The following is a 22,533-nucleotide window of genomic DNA, read 5'->3' on the forward strand; positions in this document are numbered from 1 at the left end:
ACGAGAGTCACTACGTAGTCGGGCGGCTTGTAGCCGTTCAACGCGGAAGGACAGCGGCGTCAACACGCCTGCCTGTATGGGAGGTCATGCGCGTATGTGTGCCACTCCTCCTCGGTGAGCGGTCTCCCAGCCGTCGTGCATATGGCCGCTGCGGCTTGGGATGCGTCGGTGCTCCAAATCCGGACCTTTCTGTCGTGGCCGCCGGCGGCGATGGACTTCCCGTCCCGGCTGAACGCGACGGCGAAGACATCGTCTGCCGGACCGGTCAGGGTGGTGCTGATGCGCGGGTCGCCCGGCCGGCGCAGATCCCACAGTGACACCGTGTGATCGGTGTTCGCGGACGCGAGGGTTCCGTCGATCGGGTGGAACACCAGGTGGGTAGAGTGCCCGGGGCCTGTTCGTACACGAGCCAGGCGCTTCGGGTGCTTCGGCTCGGCCAGGTCCCATACCTCCAAGGTGCTGTTGTCACGTCCGACCGCGAGGATCCTGCCATTGTGGTTGAAGGCCGCAGTCAGGACTGAGCTCGTGAAGTTCCGCTGCCCCAGCCACCCCATCAGCACAGGGCGGGCAGGGTTTGCGACGTTCAGGAGTGCTGCGGATCCGTCATCGCTGCCCACAACGAGCGTGTCGCCTTTCGGGCTGAAGGCCACTGTCTGAATGTACGAGGCTGAAGTCCGAGGCACCGAGACGAGCAAACGAGGGTCGCTCGGCTCAGCGACACTCCAGAGCCGTACGATCATGTCGTCACCTCCGACGGCTAGCACTTCGCCGTCCGGGCTGAACGCCATAGCGTTAACGTGCCCGCGCGCTCCTGCCAGAAGACGAATCGACGGGGTCGGACGGCGCGGGTCCGTAACATTCCAGAGCTGAATCGGTCCCTCTCGGCTGGCTGCCGCCATGGTGTGTCCGTCGGGGCTGAACGTCATCACGCCGTTATGATGGAGCCCTTTCAGCGTGCTGGTCAGAGGGCGCAGGACAAGGGGGGCCTGGGCGGAGACGTCCCATCGCCACACGTTCCCGTCCCGGCTGCCGGCGGCCAGAGTCTTGCCGTCGGGGCTGTACTCCACGGAGAACACGCCTTGGGCGGGGCCGGCAAGCACAGGGCTGGGCATGGCCCACAGCCGCGCTGTCCCGTCGTAGGACGCCGTGGCCACGGCCGCGCCGCCCGTGGTGAACCTGACCGCGGTGATCTGCCCCGGGTGGGGAAGCGTGGCGACGGGTTCTCGGTTGGGCAATGCCCAGACGAGCACGGTGCCATCCGAGCCACCGGCGGCGAGAGCCTTGCCGTCTTGGCTGAACGCGACAGAATTGACATAGCTGGCGAGCCCGATGAGCGGATCGTCAAGGCGACCTCGGATGCCGCCTTCATGCAGCCGCCACGTCCAAACCTTCCCGTCATCGTCGCCGGCAGCCAAGGTGCGACCGTCAGGACTGATGGTCAATGAGAAGACGGTCCCACGAGGGCCGGCCGGAGCTGGGCCCATGAGCCTTGGGCGGTGGGGGTCTGCCACGTTCCACAGCCATATGGCGCCGTCTTGGGAGCCCGCGACAAGGGTGCGTCCGTCCGGGGTGAAGGCGGCGGCGCGGACGGCCGGATGAGGGCGCAGGCGCGATGGCGCGATCAGCGGATCCCCCAGGCGTCCGTGTCGCGCAGTGTCCCAGAGGAGGATCGTGCCGTCCGCATGGGCTGCAGCAAGGACCCGTCCGTCAGGTGCGAACGCCACGGACTGGACTGCCGCGGGCGATCCGCGCAGGAGAGGCTCCTTCAAGCGCGGGTGCGTGGGATCGGATATGTCGAACAGCCGGACCGTCCAGTCCACGCCGCCAACGGCGAGGGTGGTGCCATCGGAGCTGAAGGCCATCGTCAGCACCGCGTACTGCCCGGCTTGGAGCCCGCCTCGGACGGTGGGTCGCTGTGGGTTTGTCGCGTCAGTCAGCACGACGTTGCCGTACTGGTTGCTGGAGGCGAGAAGACGGCCGTCCGGCCGCACCGCCAACGTGTGCGGTCCTCTTACGCCGACCGAAGAATGGAGCCGGGTCACCAGGTGACCTGCGGAGGAATCGAGCACGCTCGCTCGTGCTTCCGCGGTGGCCGAGGTGTTGTAGGCGATCACGCTGAGCTGTCTGGCCAGCCACACGTCGCTGTCGCGCAGCTGGCTGGCGGTGTTGGCGAGCTTGCGGGACTGCGCGACCAGATGCGCCTCGTCGGTGGCGAGCTGCTGCCGCACTGCGACGAGAGTGAGAACGAGGATGACGGACATGATGCCGGCTATGCCGGCGACGCGCGCCCGGCGTCGAGTACGGATGCGTGCCCGATTCGCGGCGAGGAATGCCTGGGCTGCGGGGTCCAAGTGAACCGGGGAAACGCCTCGGTCGCCCTTAGGCTGACCGCCTATCTCGGGGTGCAGGCGCAGGGCGGCCTCGACCGCAGTGAGCCTCGGAGCCTCCCAGAGGAAGTGCTCGCTTCGCTCGGCCGCAGCCCACTCCATCGCGGCTTGCTCGACCGAACGTACCGTGGCCAGCACCGCCTCTTGGTCGGCGATCACGGTGTTCAGCGCAGGCCAGTTCGTCAGTAATGCCTCATGCGTGATTCCGACGCGTACCCGATCGCCGTCGATGACCCCCGTGAGGAGACGTTGATTCATGAACGTGGTGAACGCGGCACGCATCGCTTCGGCCAACTTCGTCGGGTCCACCGGGCGGCTCGCTCGCCTGCCCTCATCATCGATGGTCACCAGCAGGACAAGACCTGCGAGGACCTGCTCGCGGGTGAGGCTGCTCTCGAAAGTCGCTCGCTCAAGGGCGCGGTCCGCGTGCTGCACCAGAGCACCAGGCACGCCACCGAGACCGAGGTATCGGTCGAGGGAAAGCGCGTCGCCTCGAGTGAGGTCCTTCGCCAGCTCATGCAGGGTGAACGCCAGAAGCGGCAGCGCGGTGCCGCTTTTCGTGTCGTCGACCAGGCGACTGGCCAACTCCGCAGCCAGCCGGAGCCCGGCGACGCGAGCCGGTTCCTCGATCACCAGACGGAGCATGGCAGCGTCGAGGGGACGGATCATATGGACGTCCAGATCCATGTCCACCAGTTCGGGCAGAGCGGCCAGGTCGGAGAGGAACTCCGCCCGAATGACGGCGAGGAGGCGTACGTCGTCGCTGATCGCTTCTCTCAGTAACGCGGCGAACGAGCCGGCCGCCATGCCGCTTCTCGTGAAAAGCTCCTCGGCCTGGTCGATGACGAGTACGAGGCGTCTCGGCCGGGCGCGGATCAGCAGCTCTTCAACTTGCCGGAACAGACCGCGCTCGCTTTCGACGAGCTTCTCGCGAACTTCGGACGGTGACCAGTCCAGCTGGATTTTCTCGGCCACGTCCGTGAGGGCATGTCTCAGCGCCGAGATGGGATCTTCGCCGGGCTTCATAGGGGGAGCCACGAGCCAGTGATCCGCATCGAGTGACGGCAGGAGTCCTGCGAGCAGCAGCGATGTCTTGCCACACCCGGATGGTCCTGCGACAGCGAGAAAACGAGGCCCGGCCGGTCTGCGCAGCACCCTCACGAGTTCCTTGACTTCGGCATCTCGGCCGACGAAGACGCCGTTCGCGCCGGTGAGCGGATCGAGACCCGGATACGGATTCTTCCCTTCCTGCCAGCCCTTCCGCCCTTGGGCGTCAAGGCCGCGCAGCGCCTTTGCCACCCGCTGCTTAGCCGCCATCGGATCGGCGTCGTAGTGGACGTGCTGGAGACGTTGCATGAGCGGATGCGCGAGCCCGGGTTCACGGCTGAGCGGCAGCAGTTGGCGGCCGTGCGCGTCCGCGATGGCGATCTCCGCGGCACACCAAACCGACGTGAGGTACTTGGGCGTCACCAGGCAAATGACTGCGTCTGTACGAAGGAGTTCGTGGTAGAGGCGTCTGTGCCACTCCTCACCGTGGTCTATGCCATGCACCGGGTGCCGGTCGAGGAACGGATCATGCCCCTCGGCATGGAGCCAGTCGCAGATCTCCCTGACGAACTCAGAATCGTCGCCGGCATGACTGATGAAGACACGCGCCATGGCCGCTGCGCCTCACCTGACGACGATGACGTCGAACCAAATTCCAGTCAGCTGGGGAAAGTAGTGGTGTCCCTGCGCGTCTGCCATCTTCCAGGACACATGGCAAACCGTCGGATTGGAGGGCGCGGTCACTTGCACGGTGATCGTGACGGTCTCGCCAGGATCGGCGTCCGGTACCCGTACCTTCGGCTCCGTCGTGCAACCGCCTCCTGGTCCTTCACGTACGAGGTAACGATCCTTCCAAGGGACTGTGCCCGCGTTACGCAAGTCCCAGGTCTTGGTGAAGACCTGGGACGCCCTGATCTCGGTCCCGTCGGTGATGGTCTCAGTCATGAGTTCGGAGCCATCACCAGGGATCGGGCGCGATTCCTGCGCGGCGGTCGCGGGCGGTTGCTGGCCCTTCGTCCCACTCGTACATGAGGACATGACGGCGATCAGGACGAGGAATGCCGACGTCAGCGTCGTATCACGAACAAGACTTTTTGGCATGGCGAGATCGATTCAAGAGAGCGGCTGCAGAAATGCGCCGATTCCTGTGAAGGATAAATCGAACTCACAGCGGAAGCTGGATTACTCGCAAAGTAGTGTCCCAAACGGATGATTCGGCCTGCATGAGAACAGTGCAGTCATTCTCTGCGGTGGAGGGACTTGTGCGCCTAGTGATCGGGATCTGCGGGCCGGCTCGGGGCTCACACGTTTCGGCTCGATGAGCTGGGTAGTGGCCGACTCGCCTGCGGTCATTGCTTCAGCGAGTGGAAGCAACGGCTCGCTCTGACGGCTCCTTTGAAGGCCTTCACGCTGCAGTCACATGCCTCGTGTGGGGAGGGAAGCTTGTGATCTTGCGGGTTCATCGCCACGCCTCTCCCTGAGCACAGTTGAGGGCCTCAAGAAGCTCAGGAGCCGTCTTGAAGGGCCTGAGCAGGCGGTGACCGCCGCATCGATGGCACCCGATGCTGGTGGCGGAGCGCTGCTGCTGGCGGGCGACCGGTCAGGTCGGGCAGGAGCCTGGCGGCTTCCCGACCTGACCCCCATCGCACCCATGCGGCACCTCGCGCCCGAGGCCCTGCGCAGTCTTCTGGCGTCTCCGGCCGTCGGTGGCCTCGTCGCCGGCACTCACTCGGGCCTGCTCCGGTTGGAAACCCCGCACGGTGTCGTGACGCGATCGGCACACCGCCGGAATGTGACCTGTGCGTTGGAAACCGGGGAACTGATCATTTCCGGAGGCGAGGACGGGCTGGTCAATGCCTTCCAATCCGCACAACTGGACGCCCCGCCCGTCACCATCGACGTCGGCGCGCCCATCAGCGATCATCACGATGCCAAGACCGGCAAGGCTCACTTTCCCTTTGCTCCTACGTAACGTGGCGAGTCGGTGACGCAGTAGTGGGCCTTGGACCCATGGATCATGAGTCCGCAGGTCTACGCACGACATCCGATGGTCCAGTTGCGGGTCAGGTGGTCCGGCGGGAGCGGATCAACGCCAAGGCGCCGAGGAGGAGGGCGATCAGGGCCATCGCCAGGTCCACGTAGCCGCCGACGATGCCGTACCCCGTGCCAGGTCCGCCTTCTGCGGCGGCGATGATCCAGCCGCCGATGACCGCGGTGGCGAGCCCCGCCGTCAGAGCTATGGCTGCGCCCCGCCTTCCGAGGCGGCCGGTGGGGCGGGCCAGGGCCAGGCCGCCGATGGCGATGCCGGCCAGGCCCAGCACTGCGCCCACCACGGACCAGACGCGTCCCGTGGTCAGGGCGTAGGCGTCGACGGGCTGGGCCAGGAGATGTGCCGCTGGTGTCTCGAGCGTCAGCGTGGCAAGGATGGACATGAGGGTTCCTTCAGTCGAGTGAATGCCGAAGCAGAGTTTTCGGATCGCAGCGTCTCGGTCGGGTCCTTGCCGAGGTCAGCGGCTCATTTCGGGGCGGCGGCCGCGGGTCAGGGCCAAGCGGCCCAGGAGGGCGCCGAGCAGCCCGAGTGCCAGGGCCATGGCCGCGCCGAACACGCCGTTGCCGGTGCCGAGGCCGCCGTCGGCGATCGCCAGTTTCACTGCGCCGTTGAGGGCGCCGACGATCCCCAGGGTCAGGGCCGTGAGGGCTTTCCACCGCCCGGCGTTGCGTAGTGCCAGCCAGCCGATGATGGTGCTGCCCACCGCCACCAGGGCGGCCACGCTGGCCCAGATTCGTTCGGGGGTGCCGAGGAAGGTGTCGACGCCCTGGCCTGCGCATTCTGCGGCCGACGTACAGACGGGTGAGGCCAGCGCGAGCAGGAGGGACATGGGACGTCCTTTCGCCGAAGTTCTGTTGCCCATCGAGCGTCGCGCCGATGAGAGGGGTCTCGCTTCGGGCAGCGGATGGCGGCTGCTACGCAGGTGCGCGTAGGTGGGTGCGCGGTCGGTACGTCCGTTGCCGTAGGCGGGCGGGACTGCGGGGGGAGGTGGTTCCAGCGGCGGCGATCGTAGGATCGCGGCATGAAACAGTCGTGGCGTCTGCCGGTGGCGGTGCAGGATGCGTTGATCGCGCTCTTCATCACCGTCATGCAGGTTCAGGGCACGATCGTGCGCAATGCCGGTGAGGTGGTGCCGCGGCCGCTCACCGACCTCGGCGATCTCGGGTACGTCCTGCTCGTCGTCAGTGGGCTGGTCGTCGCGGTTCGCCGGCGGTGGCCGGTGCCGGTGTTCGTCGTCACGGCGCTGGCCAGCTTGGTGTACTACGTCCTTGATTTTCCTGATGGGCCCGGGTGGCTTGGGCTCTTTCTCGCGCTCTACACCCTGGCCGCCTATGGGGACGGGCGGCGGTCGCTGGTGATCGCCGGCGTGGGTGTGGCGGTGTTGTCCGCTGTCTGGCTGGTCGCCGCGGCTGATGTCGAGCCACGGGCGGCCATCGGGTGGGTGTACTTCCGGATCGGAGCCTCCGTCATGAGCGTGGCGCTCGGTGAGTCCGTACGGTCCCGGCAGGTCATCGCCGCCGACGCGCAGCGGCGGGCCGAGCTGGCCGAGCGGACGCGTGAGGAGGAGGCGCGGGCACGGGTGGACGCCGAGCGGCTGCGGATCGCGCGTGAGGTCCATGACACGGTCGCGCATGCCATCGCGATCATCAACGTGCAGTCCGGGGTGACGGCGCACGTGCTGGACAAGCGGCCGGACGTCGCGCGGGAGGCGCTGCGCGCGATCGAGCAGACGAGTTCGCGGGCGTTGCGGGAGATGCGGGCCATTCTCGGGGTGCTGCGGGATGACGATGAGGAGGGACGGGAGCCGTATCCGGGGCTGGAGCAGGTCGGGGAGCTGGTCGCCAAGGCCCGTGCGGCCGGGCTCGACGTCGAGGTTCAGGAGAGCTCGCCCGCGACGCCGTTGCCGAGCGCTGTGGGCGGTGCGGCGTACCGGATCGTGCAGGAGTCGATCACGAACGTCGTCCGCCACGTCGGTCCGACCCGGGTGACGGTGGTGCTCGATCCTGGGCCCGAAGCCTTGGAGGTCCGGGTGACCGATGAAGGCCGGGGCACCGTCGTGGAGCCGCCTGACGAGTCCGGGCGCGGGATCGTCGGGATGCGGGAGCGCTGCCGGTTGCTGGGTGGGGAGCTCGCTGCCGGGCCGAGGCCGGGCGGTGGGTTCGAGGTCAGGGCTCGGCTGCCTCTCGCGCCGACGGGGGTGCGGCTGTGATCAAGGTGTTGCTCGCCGATGATGAGGGGCTCGTACGGTCGGGGTTCAAGGTGCTGCTCGACCTTGAGGACGACATCACGGTGGTCGGAGAGGCGAGGAACGGCGCGGAAGCCGTCGAGGGGGCCCTGGCCACGCGTCCCGACGTCGTGCTCATGGACATCCGCATGCCCCACGTGGACGGGATCGAGGCCACCGCCGAGATCGCCCGGACGCGCGGGCTGGAGCAGGTCCGCGTGCTGATATTGACCACGTACGACACCGACGAGTACGTCTTCGACGCCCTCCAGGCCGGAGCCAGCGGGTTCCTGCTCAAGGACGCGGGGCCGGCCGAGCTGCTGCATGCCATCCGGGTGATCGCCGCCGGCGACGCGCTGCTCGCACCCCGGATCACGCGGCGTCTCATCGGTCAGTTCACCGCCCGGCGGACGGCCGTACGGGTCGCGGAAGACCGGCTGGCGGTGCTGACCGAGCGCGAACGCGAGGTGCTGGCCCTGGTGGGGGAGGGGCTCAGCAACCAGGAGATCGGCGCCCGGCTGTTCCTGAGCCCGGCGACCGCGCGGACGCATGTCAGCCGCGCGATGACGAAACTGGGGGCACGTGATCGTGCGCAACTGGTCGTGATCGCCTACCAGACGGGCCTGGTCAGCCCTTCGGCGTGAGGCCGGGAGCGGCCGAGGCATAGGTTGGGCGGATGATTTACGTCCAGACGCCTTTCACCCGGGAGATCCGCGAAGCCGTCGCGCTGGCCTGGGGTGTCATGGGGGAGGGGGAGCGGCTGCACGGTGGTGAGGAGTCGGCCGCCTACCGTCTCGACGGGCACGTGGTCCGGCTCGGTCCTGTGGGGCGTAGCGTCGCCGAGGCGGAGTGGTGTCATGCGGTCGCGCGGCATGGCGCCGCTGGTCTGCCTGAGGCCGTTGCGCCGCTGGCGACTCCTGAAGGGGCGACGGTCGTCGTCGTGGGTGGCCGTCCGGTCTCCTGCTGGCCGTACGTCGAGGGTGGCTGGCCGGACTCCGACGTCCCGGCTCAGCGCGAGGCCGGTGCTCGGTTGCTCGCCAGGCTGCACAGGTCGCTCTCCGGGTGTCGTCCTGGTCCGCGGCCGGTGGCCGCCTTCCAGGAGTCCGGTCTGTACGGCGATCCGCCCCAGGACGCCGCCGAGCTGGCCGACCCCGGCCTGGACCGCTGGCTGGCCGACTTCCACGCCAGGCATCCCGTGCGCCACCCCCTGCACGGCGACTACTACACCGGCAACACCTTGGCCCGGGACGGCCGGTTGGTGGCGGTTCTCGACTGGGACGAGGCCTTCGTCGGTGCCCCTGAGCTGGAGCTGGCCGCCGCCGCTCTGGAGTGGGGTGATGACGTGGCCGGGCCGAGCAAGGAGTTCGTGGCGGCGTACCACGAGGAGGGCGGCACGGCGGGGCACCTGGACGACGAGTCGCTGACCCAGCTCGTCAGGCACAAGCTGCGCAGGGAGTACGCCTACTTCCACAAGGCCGCCCGCGCCGGAGTCGCGCACGATGAGGAGGACCGCGAATACCACCGCGCCCGGATGGAGCTGTTCCACCGTCTGCGCCCCTGACGCAGCCACGACGGCAGGCGGAAGCCCGGGAATCATCGGAAGGTGGGCGGAGGTCCGGGCCCCGCCAGGCGTAGGGCCATGGCGGACAGGTCCAGCGCGGGAAGGCGGTCACCCAGGCGGCCGGGCGGGCGGGTTCGGGCTGTCGAGCATCGCCGTCTAAGAGTCCTTCAGCAGACCGCGTTCGCCGAAGACCTTCTTGGCGACGAACGTGGCGTTGATGGCCTTGGGCATGCCGCAGTAGACGGCGGTGTGCAGCAGGGCTTCGGCGATCTCGTCGCTGGTGAGGCCGACGTTGAGCGCCGCGTTGATGTGCACGTCGAGCTGGGGTTCGCAGCCGCCGAGGGCGGTGAGCATGCCGAGGGTGACCAGTTGGCGGTCGCGTGGCGACAGGCCGGGCCGGTTGTAGATCTCGCCGAAGCCCCAGGCCACGACCTGGTGGCCGAGCTCGGGGTTGACGTCGGCGAGTGCGTCGATGACGCGCTGCCCGCTCTCGCCGTCGACGCGGTTGAGTACCTCCATCCCGCGCTCGAAACGCTCCTGACGGGTCTCGGCGGTGCTGTCCGAGGTGGGGTGCGTGGGTCCCAAGGTGGGGTCGGTGGGTCCCGTGGTGGGTTCCGTGGTGGGGCCGGTGGTCATGGTTGGTCCGTTTCCGGCTGCTGGTCGAGCAGCGTCTCGTAGTGCGTGATCTTGTCGCCCAGGGCGGCGGCGTTGCGGAGCAGGCCGCGGATGCGCTCGTCGAGCTCGGCCTGGTGTTCGCGGAGCAGGGCCAGCCGGTCGGCGAGGGTGGCGTCGCCGGCGGCGCGCAGCCGGGCGTACCGCTGCATGTCGCTGATCGACATGCCGGTCTCGCGCAGCCGCAGCAGGAACTCCAGCCAGTCCAGGTCGGAGGCCGCGTAGCAGCGCTGGTTGCCGGGGGTGCGGCCGACTCCTTCGATCAGCCCGGCGCGCTCGTAGTAGCGCAGGGTGTCCGGGGTGAGGCCGGTGCGCGCGGCGACCTGGGCGATCGTGAGGGTCGGCTGCTCCTCTGGCCGGGCATGTCCGTCACTCATGGGACGAACGGTAGAAGTTGGAGCGCGCTCCAAGTCAAGCCGGGTCAGACGCTCAGGGTGTGCAGCAGGAACCGGATGCGGGTGGTGAGGTCGTCGGCCGTACGGACGAATGCCGGGTAGCCGCCCTGATCAGGGGCCGCCGGGTCGGGGAGGCTCCAGTGCGTCGTCTCGGGAGCACCGGGCAACTCGGGACATACCTCGCGGACCCGGTCGCACAGGGTGATCACCCGGTCGAAGCGGCGGCCGGTGAACTCGCCCAGGTGCTTGGGGTGGTGGGCGCTCATGTCGAGGCCGCGTTCGTGCATGACACGGATCGCGTCGGGATGGAGCGGTTTGGGGGCGCTGCCCGCGCTGGCGGCCTCGGCCCGCGGCCCCGCCAGGTGCCGCAGGAGCGCCTCGGCCATCTGCGATCGGGAGCTGTTGCCCGTGCAGAGGAACAGGACGCGGAGGGGAGCGGAGCCGACCTGGGGCGGGGGCGGCGCGGCGGGGATCAGGCGAAGGCCGGGATGCAGCGCGGCGCCGGCCTGCATGAGCAGGGTGCGGCAGGCGGCGAGGTCGAGGCTGTAGTACGTGTCGCGCTTGTCGGCCGAGCTGCGGCGCATGGTGACCAGGCCGCCGGTGCGCAATTGGCCCAGATGGTACGAGGTGAGGCTCTGCTTCTGGCCTACCAGGGCCGTGAGCTCACGTACCTGCAGATCGCTGCGCGCCAGCTCGTTCAGCAGCCGCCACCGCACCGGATGCCCGGTCAGGCGCAGGACCTCGGGCGGCGAGAGAGTGTCGCTCACTCTCACCACGATACATCAAATCAAATTGATGAGAATGCCGATCGCGACGCCGCCCGCGATGAGCCAGGCGTTGTTGAGTTGGGTACGCCACAGCAGCACCAGGCTGATCACGGCGATGGCCACCGTCGGCACGTCGATGAGGGCGGTGCGGGCGAGCTGGTACGACACGCCGGCCATGAGCGCCAGCGCGGTGGCGTTGACGCCGTCGAGCAGGGCGGAGGTCCACCGGGATGCGCGGAGCCGGTGGGTGATCTTGGTGAGCAGGCCGACGAAGACGAAGGAGGGCAGGAAGATGGCGACGGTGGCGAGGAACGCGCCGATGGGGCCGGCGACGAGGTAGCCGATGAAGGTGGCGGTGGTGAAGACCGGCCCCGGAGTGACCTGGCCGATGGAGACGGCGTCGATGAGCTGGGCGGAGGTGATCCAGCCGAGCCGGTCGACGAAGTCGCCGCGCAGGAAGGCGAGCAGGACGTAGCCGCTGCCGTACAGCACCGAGCCGATCTTGAGCATGGTGAGGAAGAGCTGGGCGAGCTGGCCGCCGGTGGGGTCGGGGAAGACGGGTGCGCCGAGCATGGGGACGCCGAGCATGGGGACGCCGAGCAGGCCGTGCACGCCGCCGGGGCGGCGCGGGAGGTGGGCGGCCGCGGCCAGGAGCGCGCCCGCCGCCAGGATGAGGAGTTCGTTGACGCCCAGCAGGTACGCCGCCAGCGCCCCGGCCGCCACCGCCGCGAGCCACCAGGACTTGATCACGGCCCTGAGCAGGCCGAACAGGGCGTGGGCGATGATGGCGATGACCACGGGGACGATGCCGTACAGGATGCCCTCGACGGCCGGGGTCCTGCCGTAGGTGACGTAGGCCCAGGCCAGGGCGGTGACGATGAGGGCGGCGGGCAGGATGAAGCAGGCGCCGGCCAGGATGAGGCCGCGCCGTCCCGCGCGGTCGTGGCCGAGGTGGATGGCGAGTTCGGTGGAGTTGGGGCCGGGGATCAGGTTGGTGGCGCCCATCAGGTCGGCGAAGCGTTCGTCGGTGACCCAGCCGCGGCGGCGTACCAGCTCGTCGCGCATCATCGCGGTGTGCGCGGCGGGGCCGCCGAACGCGATGGTGCCCAGTTTGAGGAAGAGCAGCGCCACCTCCCGCGCCGCGCCGCCCTGGCGATCGTCCACCCCGCCGTCCTTCCGCTCGCCCTCGCTTGTACGGGTACATCAAACCAGATTGATGTACCATCGCCTCACGGCGGCCCCCGGGTACCGACGCCGCCGCGACAGGAGGCTCCCATCATGGCCACATCCGACCAGTACGCCGGCGTCCGCTACCTCGTGGACGACGTCCAGGCCGCCGTCGACTTCTACACGACCCACCTCGGTTTCACCGTCCGCACCGCCGTCGCGCCCGCCTTCGCCGACGTCGTACGCGGCCCGCTGCGGCTCCTGCTGTCCGGCCCGCCCAGCTCCGGCGCCCGCGCCACCCCCGAGGGCACCCCGCCCGGCCGTAACCGCGTCCACCTCCTCTACGAGGACCTGGACGCGGAGATCGACCGGCTCCGGGCCGCCGGGCTGTCGTTCCGCAGCGAGGTCGTCTCGGGTCCCGGCGGCCGGCAGATCCTCCTCGAAGACCCCTCCGGCAACCTCGTCGAACTCTTCGAGCCCGCCACCCCGCACTGAACCACCGGCCCGCGCAGAGGCACGCCCGTTCACGCCGGCGCGGGGGTGACGAGGGCCCCCTTATCGCTCTGGCGGGTGCTGGGCCTGCACGGGCTCGCACGCGTCCGTGGGTGGTGCGGGCTGACTTCTCACCCGCGGGGCCGCGCCTAGGCCGCGCTCTCTACGCTGGCTCCATGCACCCACGACTCAGGGACGATCTCGCCGACCTGCCCGGCCTGCTGCACGAGGCTCGCGAGCACGCCACCCGGTTCCTGGCGGGGCTGGGGGAGCGGCCGGTAGGGCCGCCGCCCGGCCCGCGCGAGCCGGTCGCGCTGCCGGAGCGCGGAGCCGGGGCGAGGGGTGCGCTGGAGGTGTTCGAGCGGCGCTGGGCGGCCGGGTTCTCGGGTGGTGCCGGTCCCCGGTACCTGGGGTTCGTCGTCGGTGGCAGTACGCCGGCCGCGCTCGCCGGTGACTGGCTGACGGCCGCCTACGACCAGAACGCCGACAGCGGTGTCGACTCCTCGGTCGCCGACCTCGAACGTGAGGCCGTCGGCTGGCTGCGCGACCTGTTCGGGCTTCCTGGCGCGCACGAGGGGGCGTTCGTCAGCGGCGCCACCATGTCGAACGCCACCGGCCTGGCCATCGGCCGCGAGTGGGTCGGGGAGCGGCGCGGCGTCTCGGTGGCCGATCAGGGGCTCGCGGCGCTGGGGCCGGTGCGGGTGCTGTCCGGGACGCCGCACTCCAGCATCGGCAAGGCGCTGTCGATGCTCGGGCTCGGCCGTGCGGCGCTGCGCAGGGTCGGCGTGCTGCCCGGCAGGGAGGCGGTGGACGTGCAGAGCCTCGAAGCGGCGCTGCGCGAGCTGGACGGCGAGCCCGCGATCGTGGTCGCGAACGCCGGCACGGTCAACACCGTCGACTACGACGACCTGCGGGCGATCGCCGCGCTGCGCGAGCGGTACCCGTTCTGGCTGCACGTGGATGCCGCCTTCGGCGCCTTCGCCGCGCTCTCGCCCGGCCACGCCCACCTCGTGGACGGCCTGGGAGAGGCCGACTCGATCTGTCTCGACCTGCACAAGTGGCTGAACGTCCCGTACGACAGCGCCGCGCAGTTCACCCGCCGCCGCGACCTCCAAGCGCGGGTCTTCCAGAACTCGGCCGCCTACCTCGGCTCGCTCGGCGACCGGCCCGACTTCCTGCACCTCACGCCGGAGAACTCGCGGCGGCTGCGGGCGCTGGCGGCCTGGTTCACGCTGGCGGCGTACGGGCGGGAGGGCCACGCCGAGATCGTCCGGCGGGACATCGCGCTCGCCGCCCGCCTCGGTGAGCGCCTGGCCGCGATGCCCGCGTACCGGCTGCTGGCCCCGGTCCGGCTGAACGTCGTCTGCTTCACCCTCGCCGACGCCCCCGAGCGGGCCGCCGAGGTGGCCCGCTCGGTCGCGGAGTCCGGCGAGGCGTTCGTCACCACCACCGAGTACGCGGGCGTTCCGGCCCTGCGGGCGGCGTTCTCCAACTGGCGCACGACCGAGGCCGACGTCGACCGCGCGGCCAAGGCCCTGGAACGCGCGGCCGGCTGAGCCAGCCGGCCGGGTCTAGCGAGCGGCGGCGTGCGTACGGGCGCGCAGGCGCAGGATCACCATGGCCACCAGCGCCGCCGCGACCGACCCGGTCAGCACGGCCACCTTCACCTGCGCGACCTCCGCCGCACCGAAAGCCAGCTCGCCGATCAGCAGCGACACCGTGAACCCGATCCCGGACAGCACGGCGAGCCCCGCCATGTCGATCCACCCCAGCCCCTCGTCCAGCGTGGCGCGGGTGAACCTGGCCACCAGCCACGTCGCGCCCAGGATGCCAAGGGGCTTGCCGATCAGCAGCCCGGCCAGGATGCCGGCGGCGATCGGCTCGGTCAGCGTGCCGGCCAGCCCGCTCAGCCCGCCCAGCGACACCCCGGCGGAGAAGAACGCGAACACGGGCACGGCGACCCCGGCCGAGACCGGGCGGAACCGGTGCTCGAAGTGCTCGGCGAGCCCGGTCGCGTTCTCGCCTGAGTGCGCCGCGACGGGAACGGTCAGCGCCAGCAGCACCCCCGCCACGGTGGCGTGCACCCCGGAGGCGTGCACCAGCGCCCATGTGGCGAACGCGAGCGGCAGCAGCAGCCACCAGGCCCGTACGCCGCGTCGTACCAGCACCGCGAAGACCGCCAGCGGGACGAGGGCGCCCAGCAGCGGCAGCACCGCGAGGTGTGCGGTGTAGAAGAGGGCGATGACCACGATGGCGATCAGGTCGTCCACCACGGCCAGGGTCAACAGGAAGGTCCGCAGCGCCTCCGGCAGGGAGCGGCCGATCACGGCCAGCACCGCCAGCGCGAACGCGATGTCGGTGGCGGTCGGGATCGCCCAGCCTTGCGCGCCGCCAGAGCCGCCGGCGATCGCGAGGTAGACCAGCGCGGGCACGACGACCCCGCCGACGGCGGCGGCCACCGGCACCGCGGCCCGCCGAACGTCGCGCAGGTCGCCCGCGACGAACTCGCGCTTCAGCTCCAGGCCCGCCACGAAGAAGAAGATCGCCAGCAGGCCGTCCGCGGCCCACGTGGCCAGGTCCAGATCGAGGTGCAGCGTAGCGGGGCCCACCTCGAAGGCGCGCAGGTCCTCGTACGTCTGCGCCCACGGCGAGTTGGCCCAGACGAGCGCGACGAGTGCGGCGGCCAGCAGCAGCGCGCCGCCGATGGTCTCCTTGCGCAGGATGCCGGCGATGCGGCGGGCCTCGGAACGGTAGAACAGGTTCCGGGCAGGACGAGATGGCGTGGTGAAGGTGCCGGGCATGAAGCTCCGCTCGTGGTCGGGGAACAGGACGTACGCTCGCCGACCAGACTTCCCGGCACACCACCTAAAACCTATCAAACTACGCAAACATCGCTTAGCCCCGGGAGAGGACGGCGTCCACCAGCGTGTCGGTGAACTCCCGCGTCACGGGCTCGCCGGTGACCAGGACGCGGTAGTAGATCGGCCCCATGATCTGGTCGACGGCCAGGTCGATGTCCACGCCGGGGTCGAGGTCGCCCCGGATATGCGCGCGTTCGAAGGGGAGCCGGTCGTGGCCGCGCTGCTTGCCGAGGTGCTCGGCCTGCAGCCGGGCGGCGAGCGCCGGGTCGTGCTGGGCCTGGGCGGTGAGGGCGCGGAACACGGCGCCGGCGTCGGAGGCGGTGAGGAAGGCGGCGACGTTGCGGGCGTGGGTGCGCAGGTCATGCCGCAGGTCGCCGGTGTCGGACGGGATGAGCGCCTCGGCGGCGTCCTGGACGAAGGCGTCCATGAGGATGTCGTTCTTGGACGTCCACCAGCGGTAGATCGTCTGCTTGGCCACGCCCGCCCGCTCGGCGATGCCCTCGATGGTCAGGCGCGCGTAGCCGACCTCCACCAGCAGGTCGTCGGCCGCCTCCAGCACGCTCTGGCGCGCCTCCTCGCTGCGGCCGTACCGGTTGCCGCGGTGTTTCTGCGCGGTGCCGCCCATGGGCTCCCTCCTTCGACGCGTCCGACCTTAGCAGGTTGTCTAGACGCAACGGTGAGTCTACGGTAGACGCCATGAACACCTTGACGAAGCCCGAAACCGCGCGACTCCTCGACCGCCTCTTCACTGCGGCCGACCGCGAAGAGGCCGACCCCGCCCCCTGGCCGCTCGACATCCCGTACGCCGAGGCGACCGCGCGGCAGCGTGCCGACGCGCTGGCGGGGGAGTACATGCCGATCTCCAGGGCGGGCGGCCGGCTGCTGTACGCGCTGGCGCGCAACGGCCGCCCCGAGACGATCGTCGAGTTCGGCACCTCGTACGCCATCTCCACCCTCCACCTGGCGGCCGCGGTCGCCGACAACGGCACGGGCCACGTCTGGACGACCGAGCTCAGCGACGTCAAGGTCAAGGCCGCCCGCGCCAACCTGGAGCAGGCGGGGCTGGCCGAGCACGTGACGATCCTGCCCGGCGACGCCTTCGAGACGCTGGCCGAGGTGCCGGGACCGATCGGCCTGCTGCTGCTCGACGGCTGGAAGGAGCTGTGCCTGCCGGTGCTGCGGCTGCTCGAAGACCGCCTGGCCCCGGGGGCGCTCGTGGTGGCGGACGACATCACGTTCGCGAGCATGGCCGACTATCTCGCCTACGTCCGCGACCCCGCGCACGGCTACGTCTCCGTCGCCTTCCCCGTGGAGGACGGCATGGAGATCAGCTGCCGGCCCTAGCGCTTTGCCGTTGCGGCAAACGGCTTTGCGGACCACGCGCCGCCGCCCCGACCCTGGTCACTGAGCAACCCCTACCGACAGGAAGCCACAGTGAACAAGGACCTCGCCGGCCCCACCGCACCGGTCACCGGAGCCGCCGACCTCGCCGGCCGGACAGCGCTGATCACCGGAGCCACCGCGGGCATCGGCCGCGCCACCGCCCTGGCCCTGGCCGGGCGCGGCGCCCGCGTCATCGTGCACGGCCGCGACCGCGAGCGTGCGGAGGCCACGCTGCGCCGGATCGAGGAGGCGGGCGGCTCGGCCCGCTTCGAACCCGCCGACCTCACCCGGCCGGCCGAGGTGACGGCGCTGGCCGAACGCGCCGGGGACGTCGACATCCTCGTCAACAACGCCGGCGTGTTCCACTTCGCCCACACCGCCGACACCGACCAGACGACCTTCGACACGCACGTCGAGGTCAACCTGCGCGCCCCCTACCTGCTCGTGCAGGCCCTGGCCCCCGCCATGGCGAAGCGCGGGCACGGCGCGATCGTCAACGTCAGCAGCGGCGCCGCCACCACCCCCGGCCACGGCACCGGCGTCTACGGCGCCACCAAGGCCGCCCTGGAATCCCTCACCAGGACCTGGGCGGCGGAGTACGGCCCGGCGGGCGTCCGGGTCAACGCCGTCGCGGCCGGTCCCACTCGCACGGAGGGGACGGCCGCGTTCGGCGACGCCTTCGAAGCCGCGGGACGGTCGGTCGCCCTGGGACGCCTCGCGGACGCCGGGGAGATCGCCGCGGCCGTCGCCTTCCTCGCCTCCCCGTCCGCCAGCTACGTCAACGGCACCACCCTCAGCGCCGTCGGCGGCCTGCCCGCCCACGGTTGAGCGTGATGATGGAGCGAGCTCGCGGATGACCTCGCTCCATCGTCAAAGCCCTACCTCCTGGCACCAGAAACGGCCAGACGCAGGTGGAGGAGATCGCTTCCCGCCTTGAGGTTGATCGTTTCCCGGGACGGCCCGTTCAGAAGATCAGCGCGACCTTGCCCTTCAGGCTCCCCCGCTGGAAATGCTCGTGCGCGGCTTTCACGTTCTGCATGGCGTATTGCGCGTCTACCCGGATCTTCAGTCGCCCGCCGTCCACGGCTGCGGCAAGTTCGGCGAGCCCGCGGCCGTCTTCGCGTACCTGGTTGACCGTGGTGCGCACCCGACGATGCGACAGGTCGGGTACGGGCCCGGCTTGGGTGGCGATCGAGGCGTACCTGCCGCCATCGGCCACGGCGTCGGTGACGAAGGCGCCGAAGGTGTCGAAGACGGCGTCGTAGCCGCCCGCCGGCAGGGTGGTCCTGTCGGTGGTGATGTGGTCGGCTCCCAGCTCCTGTACCACCTTGATGTGCGCCTGTCTGGACACCAGCGCGTCCACCTGCGCTCCGCGAGCACACGCGAGTTGCACTGCCAGTCCGCCGACGGCTCCTGCCGCGCCTGCCACCAGCAACTTGTCTCCCTGGCCGACCCGCAGCCAGTCCATGGTCTGCAACGCGGTCAGTCCCGGCAGGGGCAGGGTCGCCGCCTCGACGAGGCTGACCGACGTGGGCGCCTGGGCGATGGAGGCAGCCGGGATGGCGACGAGGTCGGCCCATGACCCCCGCCCGGTCGCCAGCTGATGCGACATGCCGAACACCCGCTCGCCGACGGACAGCCCGCTCGTGCCCGGGTTGACGACGATCCCCGCCAGTTCCCAGCCCAGCGTCATCGGCAACGGTGGCGTGCCCTCACCGATGGCCCCTTCCCTCGTCTTGTCATCGACCGGGTTGATGGCCGAGGCGATGACCCGCACCAGCACCTCGCCATCGGCCGGTTGCGGTTCCGGTACGTTGACCAGCGCCAACACATCTAGATCTCCAAAGCGGTCGATCTGAAGAGCACGCATACCCAACTCCCAAACTGTCCGATGAACGTCCAACATTAACGGTGGCCCCTTTCGCGCCGGTGGCAGACCGGCGCCCTGTGCGGTGATGGCTCCGGGTTCAGTAAGGGGATCTTGCAGTCCTGGGGCCCCGGCGATGCCATTGCCGCCAACCGTGTGGAGTTTCAGCTATGCCTTGAGCCTTCCGCGACACCCACCATGCGGGCCCCAGAGAAGCCCGACGGTTCGCCCTGCGCGGATATCGGGGTGGGGTTCCCCTCGCGGTGAGGTGGACCGAACGATCGTGTGTTCCGATCGCCGGCGGCTCAGCCGTATGACGAACGGTGCGGATGCGGTCCACACCTCACAGCAGTGCTCGCACTGCGGCTGGGCAGTGAGTCACGCTGCCTGACGCGGACCGGACCGTCGAAGCCGTCGACGGCGAGGAGCCGCGAGCTCGGTCGTTCACGGCCGAGAAGCCGACGGGGTGTAGCGGTAGCCCATGCCGGGTTCGGTGATGAGATGGCGGGGGTGGGCGGGGTCGGGTTCGAGTTTCTTGCGCAGCTGGGCCATGTACTGGCGCAGATAGTGGGTCTCCTTGACGGCCTGGCCGCCCCAGACCTCGGTGAGCAGGTAGCGCTGCGAGATGAGCTTGCCGGGATTGCGCAGCAGGATCTCCAGGATGTGCCACTCGGTGGGGGTGAGCCGGAGCCCGCCGGAGACGGTCTTGCCGGCCAGGTCGACGACGTGCTCGCCGATGCGGACGGTGACCGGCTCGGCGTCCTGGGCGGCGTCGTGGACCGCGGCGCGGCGGGAGACGGCGCGGATGCGGGCCAAGAGCTCCTCGATGCTGAACGGCTTGGTCACGTAGTCGTCGGCTCCGGCGTCCAGGGCGTCGATCTTGTCCTGGTTGTCGGCGCGGCCCGACAGCACGACGATGGGCACGCGGGTCCAGCCGCGCAGGCCGTGGATGACGTCCGTGCCGTCGATGTCGGGCAGCCCGAGGTCGAGGATGACGAGGTCGGGGTGCCACCGGGCGGCCTGGCGCAGCGCCGATGAGCCGTCGGCGGCGACCTCGACCTCGTAGTGGCGGGCGACCAGGTTGATGCGCAGGGCGCGCAGGATCTGCGGCTCGTCGTCGACGACGAGGATCTTGGTCATGACGGCTCCACCGCGTCGTGGACGGGCATGCTCACCATCATCGTCAGCCCTCCTCCCGGCGTCTCCTCCGGGGTGAGGGCGCCGCCCATGGCCTCGGTCAGGCCGCGCGACAGCGCGAGCCCGAGGCCGACGCCGGTGTCGTTGTCGCGGTCGCCGAGTCGCTGAAAGGCCAGGAAGACGCGCTCGCGGTCGGCGCGCGGGATGCCGGGGCCGCGGTCGATCACCCGGATCTCCACCTTGTCGTCGTGCCTGCTTCCGGTGATGAGCACCTTGTGCTCGGGCGGGCTGTGGCGTACGGCGTTGGCCATCAGGTTGACCAGCACCCGCTCCAGCAGGGCGGGGTCGGCCACGATGTCGGGCAGGTCGGCGGCGAGGTCGCCCTCGATGCGGTCGCGCAGGGCGCCGAGGTCGTCCACGGCGCGGGGCACGACCTCCTCGAGCGCGACGGGTTGCAGCGACAACCCGAGGACGCCGGCCTGCAGACGGCTCATGTCGAGCAGGTTCTCCACCAGCCGGTGCAGCCGGGTCAGGGACTCGTCGGCGGTGGCGAGCAGCTCGTCGCGGTCCTGGGGCGTCCAGGCGACCTCGTCGTTGCGCAGGCTCTCGACGGCGGCCTTGGCGGCGGCGAGCGGGGTGCGCAGGTCGTGGCTGACGGCGGCCAGCAGGGCGGTGCGCATCTTGTCGGCAGCGGCCAGCGGTTCGGCCCGTTCCGCCGCCTCCTGGAGGCGTTCCTGGCGCAGCGCGACGGCGGCCTCGGCGGCGAATGCCTCCAGCACCCGCCTGTCGCTGGCGTCCAGCAGCCGGCCGCGGGCGGCGAGGACCAGGTCCTCCCCGACGGCGACGTCGGTGTCGGCCATGGCGGGCGCAGTGCAGGGGGCGGCGCCCGAGGTGGCGACGATGCGCCAGGCACCGGGGTCCTGCCGGTCGCCGGCACGTTCGAGCAGGGTGACCGCGTCGAGCCCGAAGGTCTCGCGCAGCCGTCCGAGGAGCGAGGACAGCGCTGCCTCGCCGCGCAGCACGTGACCGGCCAGTGCGGACAGCACCTCGGCGTCCGCGCCCGCGCGTGCGGCCTGCCGGGTGCGCCGGGCCGCCAGGTCCACGATCGTGCTGACGGCCGCCGCGACCAGGACGAACACCACCAGGGCGAACAGGTTCTCCGGCGCGGCGATGGTGATCCGCCCGGTGGGCGAGGTGAAGAACCAGTTGAGCAGGAGCGAGCCGCCGACGGCGGTGACGATCGCCGGCCACATGCCGCCGACGAGGGCGACGCCGACGACCAGGCAAAGGAACAGCAGGATCTCGCTGGGTAGCGAGAGCACGCCGCGGAACGGCGACAGGGCGGCGGTCAGCGCGGGCATCCCGGCCAGCGCCACGGCCCATCCGGCCAGCCGGCGCGTACGGGTGAGCGCGGCGCGGGCACGCTCCGGCCGCCTGCGGCCCTTCTTGGCCTCCTCGTGAGGCACCAGGTGCACGTCGATGGAGCCGGACAGCGAGGTCGTCTCCACGCCGACGCCGCGCGAGAGGATCTGCGCGAACCGACCTCTGCGGGAGGCGCCCAGGACGAGCTGGGTGGCGTTGACGCCGCGCGCGAAGTCGAGCAGCGCGCGGGGGACGTCGTCGCCGACGACCTGGTGGTAGCTGCCGCCCATGTCCTCGACCAGCGTGCGCTGCCTGGCCAGGTTCGCCGGGTCGGCGCCGGCCAGCCCGTCGGAACTGGTGACGTGGACGGACAGCAGGTCGGCGCCCTTGGTGCGGGCCGCGATGCGGGCGGCTCTGCGGACGAGCGTGTCACCCTCGGGGCCGCCGGTGAGGGCGACCACGACGCGTTCGCGGGTCTCCCAGGTGCCCTCGATGCCGTGGTCGGCGCGGTAGCGGTCGAGCTGCTCGTCCACCTTGCCCGCCACCCACAGCAGCGCCAGCTCGCGCAGCGCGGTGAGGTTGCCGACGCGGAAGTAGTTCGCCATGGCGGCGCTGACCTTCTCGGGCGCGTACACGTTGCCGTGCGCCATGCGGCGGCGCAGCGCCTCCGGCGACATGTCGACCAGCTCGATCTGGTCGGCGCGGCGCACCACCTCGTCCGGCACGGTCTCGCGCTGCGGCACGCCGGTGATCTCCTGGACGACGTCGTTGACCGACTCCAGGTGCTGGATGTTCACGGTGGAGACGACGTCGATGCCGGCGTCCAGGAGCTTGTCGATGTCCTGCCAGCGCTTGACGTTCTTCGAGCCGGGCACGTTGGTGTGGGCCAGCTCGTCGATGAGCGCCACCCCCGGCCGGCGCGCGATCACGGCGGCCACGTCCAGCTCGGTGAAGGTGGCGCCGCGGTGGACGACACGCCTGCGCGGGACGACCTCCAGCCCTTCCAGCAGGGCGGCGGTACGGGGCCTGCCGTGGGTCTCGACCAGGCCCACGACCACGTCCCTGCCGCGCTCGCGCGCGCGGCGGCCCTCGCCGAGCATCGCGTACGTCTTGCCGACCCCGGGCGCCGCCCCGAGGTAGATGCGCAGCCGTCCCCTCATG

Annotated in this window: 21 protein-coding genes; 8 read left to right on the top strand and 13 right to left on the bottom strand. The window is 70.4% G+C overall.

Going from position 1 to position 22,533, the window contains the following annotated elements; translation table 11 throughout:
• Positions 1 to 59: 59 nt before the first annotated feature.
• Both ACFFR3_RS06885 and ACFFR3_RS06890 read right to left on the bottom strand, forming a co-directional pair.
• Complete coding sequence (locus ACFFR3_RS06885) at positions 60 to 4,046, bottom strand: nSTAND1 domain-containing NTPase (RefSeq protein WP_379482785.1); 3,987 nt, start codon at positions 4,044 to 4,046, stop codon at positions 60 to 62.
• A gap of 12 nt (positions 4,047 to 4,058) precedes the next feature.
• A complete protein-coding gene (locus tag ACFFR3_RS06890; RefSeq protein ID WP_345405295.1) occupies positions 4,059 to 4,379 on the bottom strand; it encodes an NBR1-Ig-like domain-containing protein in 321 nt (106 codons plus the stop codon).
• A gap of 592 nt (positions 4,380 to 4,971) precedes the next feature.
• Between ACFFR3_RS06890 and ACFFR3_RS06895 the strand changes: the two genes are divergently transcribed.
• Positions 4,972 to 5,406, top strand: coding sequence for a hypothetical protein (locus tag ACFFR3_RS06895; RefSeq protein ID WP_379482786.1), 435 nt, complete (start codon positions 4,972 to 4,974; stop codon positions 5,404 to 5,406).
• Positions 5,407 to 5,497: 91 nt separating this feature from the next.
• Here ACFFR3_RS06895 and ACFFR3_RS06900 read toward each other — a convergent pair whose 3' ends face one another.
• Both ACFFR3_RS06900 and ACFFR3_RS06905 read right to left on the bottom strand, forming a co-directional pair.
• A complete protein-coding gene (locus tag ACFFR3_RS06900; protein ID WP_345405301.1) occupies positions 5,498 to 5,866 on the bottom strand; it encodes a DUF6223 family protein in 369 nt (122 codons plus the stop codon).
• A 75-nt stretch (positions 5,867 to 5,941) separates the two neighbouring features.
• Entirely contained in the window at positions 5,942 to 6,313 is a 372-nt protein-coding gene (locus ACFFR3_RS06905) for a DUF6223 family protein (protein WP_345405304.1), read from the bottom strand.
• A gap of 192 nt (positions 6,314 to 6,505) precedes the next feature.
• Between ACFFR3_RS06905 and ACFFR3_RS06910 the strand changes: the two genes are divergently transcribed.
• The 3 genes from ACFFR3_RS06910 to ACFFR3_RS06920 are packed head-to-tail and all read left to right on the top strand — an operon-like array spanning position 6,506 to position 9,269.
• Positions 6,506 to 7,693, top strand: coding sequence for a sensor histidine kinase (locus tag ACFFR3_RS06910; protein WP_379482787.1), 1,188 nt, complete (start codon positions 6,506 to 6,508; stop codon positions 7,691 to 7,693).
• Positions 7,690 to 8,352: a response regulator gene (locus tag ACFFR3_RS06915; RefSeq protein WP_364372151.1), complete on the top strand. Its 663-nt coding sequence runs from the start codon at positions 7,690 to 7,692 to the stop codon at positions 8,350 to 8,352. Before ACFFR3_RS06910 ends, ACFFR3_RS06915 begins: the two co-directional genes overlap by 4 nt.
• A gap of 32 nt (positions 8,353 to 8,384) precedes the next feature.
• On the top strand, positions 8,385 to 9,269 hold the full coding sequence (locus ACFFR3_RS06920; protein WP_345405310.1) for a phosphotransferase enzyme family protein: 885 nt from the start codon (positions 8,385 to 8,387) through the stop codon (positions 9,267 to 9,269).
• 156 nt (positions 9,270 to 9,425) lie between these two features.
• On the opposite strand, the gene ACFFR3_RS06925 is transcribed toward ACFFR3_RS06920, so the two are convergent.
• The 4 genes from ACFFR3_RS06925 to chrA are packed head-to-tail and all read right to left on the bottom strand — an operon-like array spanning position 9,426 to position 12,267.
• The gene (locus ACFFR3_RS06925) at positions 9,426 to 9,905 is read right to left on the bottom strand and encodes a carboxymuconolactone decarboxylase family protein (RefSeq protein WP_345405313.1); all 480 of its coding nucleotides are present in this window, start codon (positions 9,903 to 9,905) and stop codon (positions 9,426 to 9,428) included.
• Entirely contained in the window at positions 9,902 to 10,318 is a 417-nt protein-coding gene (locus ACFFR3_RS06930; protein WP_345405316.1) for a MerR family transcriptional regulator, read from the bottom strand. The genes ACFFR3_RS06925 and ACFFR3_RS06930 overlap by 4 nt, the downstream gene beginning before the upstream one ends.
• A gap of 44 nt (positions 10,319 to 10,362) precedes the next feature.
• Positions 10,363 to 11,103, bottom strand: coding sequence for an arsenate reductase/protein-tyrosine-phosphatase family protein (locus ACFFR3_RS06935; protein WP_345405319.1), 741 nt, complete (start codon positions 11,101 to 11,103; stop codon positions 10,363 to 10,365).
• 15 nt (positions 11,104 to 11,118) lie between these two features.
• A complete protein-coding gene (gene chrA / locus ACFFR3_RS06940) occupies positions 11,119 to 12,267 on the bottom strand; it encodes a chromate efflux transporter (protein ID WP_345405322.1) in 1,149 nt (382 codons plus the stop codon).
• Positions 12,268 to 12,381: 114 nt separating this feature from the next.
• Here chrA and ACFFR3_RS06945 point away from each other — a divergent pair, with 114 nt between their 5' ends.
• Positions 12,382 to 12,765, top strand: a complete 384-nt coding sequence (locus ACFFR3_RS06945) for a VOC family protein (protein WP_345405325.1) — start codon at positions 12,382 to 12,384, stop codon at positions 12,763 to 12,765.
• Positions 12,766 to 12,938: 173 nt separating this feature from the next.
• Complete coding sequence (locus ACFFR3_RS06950; protein ID WP_364372164.1) at positions 12,939 to 14,318, top strand: pyridoxal phosphate-dependent decarboxylase family protein; 1,380 nt, start codon at positions 12,939 to 12,941, stop codon at positions 14,316 to 14,318.
• A gap of 15 nt (positions 14,319 to 14,333) precedes the next feature.
• On the opposite strand, the gene nhaA is transcribed toward ACFFR3_RS06950, so the two are convergent.
• Both nhaA and ACFFR3_RS06960 read right to left on the bottom strand, forming a co-directional pair.
• Positions 14,334 to 15,563: a Na+/H+ antiporter NhaA gene (nhaA, locus tag ACFFR3_RS06955; RefSeq protein WP_345405329.1), complete on the bottom strand. Its 1,230-nt coding sequence runs from the start codon at positions 15,561 to 15,563 to the stop codon at positions 14,334 to 14,336.
• 94 nt (positions 15,564 to 15,657) lie between these two features.
• Positions 15,658 to 16,248 carry a TetR/AcrR family transcriptional regulator gene (locus ACFFR3_RS06960; protein WP_364372166.1) on the bottom strand — a complete coding sequence of 197 codons (591 nt, stop codon included), beginning with the start codon at positions 16,246 to 16,248 and terminating at the stop codon, positions 15,658 to 15,660.
• A 71-nt stretch (positions 16,249 to 16,319) separates the two neighbouring features.
• On the opposite strand from ACFFR3_RS06960, the gene ACFFR3_RS06965 reads away from it, so the two are divergent.
• Both ACFFR3_RS06965 and ACFFR3_RS06970 read left to right on the top strand, forming a co-directional pair.
• A complete protein-coding gene (locus tag ACFFR3_RS06965) occupies positions 16,320 to 16,967 on the top strand; it encodes an O-methyltransferase (RefSeq protein ID WP_364372168.1) in 648 nt (215 codons plus the stop codon).
• A gap of 90 nt (positions 16,968 to 17,057) precedes the next feature.
• The gene (locus ACFFR3_RS06970) at positions 17,058 to 17,834 is read left to right on the top strand and encodes an SDR family NAD(P)-dependent oxidoreductase (protein WP_364372170.1); all 777 of its coding nucleotides are present in this window, start codon (positions 17,058 to 17,060) and stop codon (positions 17,832 to 17,834) included.
• Positions 17,835 to 17,970: 136 nt separating this feature from the next.
• Here the strand turns inward: ACFFR3_RS06970 and ACFFR3_RS06975 are convergent, their stop codons facing one another.
• The 3 genes from ACFFR3_RS06975 to ACFFR3_RS06985 all read right to left on the bottom strand — a co-directional run bounded on the left by ACFFR3_RS06975 (position 17,971) and on the right by ACFFR3_RS06985 (position 22,532).
• On the bottom strand, positions 17,971 to 18,876 hold the full coding sequence (locus ACFFR3_RS06975; protein WP_379482788.1) for an NADP-dependent oxidoreductase: 906 nt from the start codon (positions 18,874 to 18,876) through the stop codon (positions 17,971 to 17,973).
• Between the two features lie 441 nt (positions 18,877 to 19,317).
• Positions 19,318 to 20,013 (bottom strand): response regulator, encoded by a 696-nt coding sequence (locus tag ACFFR3_RS06980; protein ID WP_364372174.1) that lies wholly within the window; start codon positions 20,011 to 20,013, stop codon positions 19,318 to 19,320.
• Positions 20,010 to 22,532, bottom strand: coding sequence for a DUF4118 domain-containing protein (locus tag ACFFR3_RS06985; protein WP_345405344.1), 2,523 nt, complete (start codon positions 22,530 to 22,532; stop codon positions 20,010 to 20,012). The genes ACFFR3_RS06980 and ACFFR3_RS06985 overlap by 4 nt, the downstream gene beginning before the upstream one ends.
• Position 22,533: the final 1 nt, after the last annotated feature.

Origin of the sequence: Nonomuraea salmonea (assembly GCF_042428605.1) — a bacterium.
Classification (GTDB): domain Bacteria; phylum Actinomycetota; class Actinomycetes; order Streptosporangiales; family Streptosporangiaceae; genus Nonomuraea; species Nonomuraea salmonea.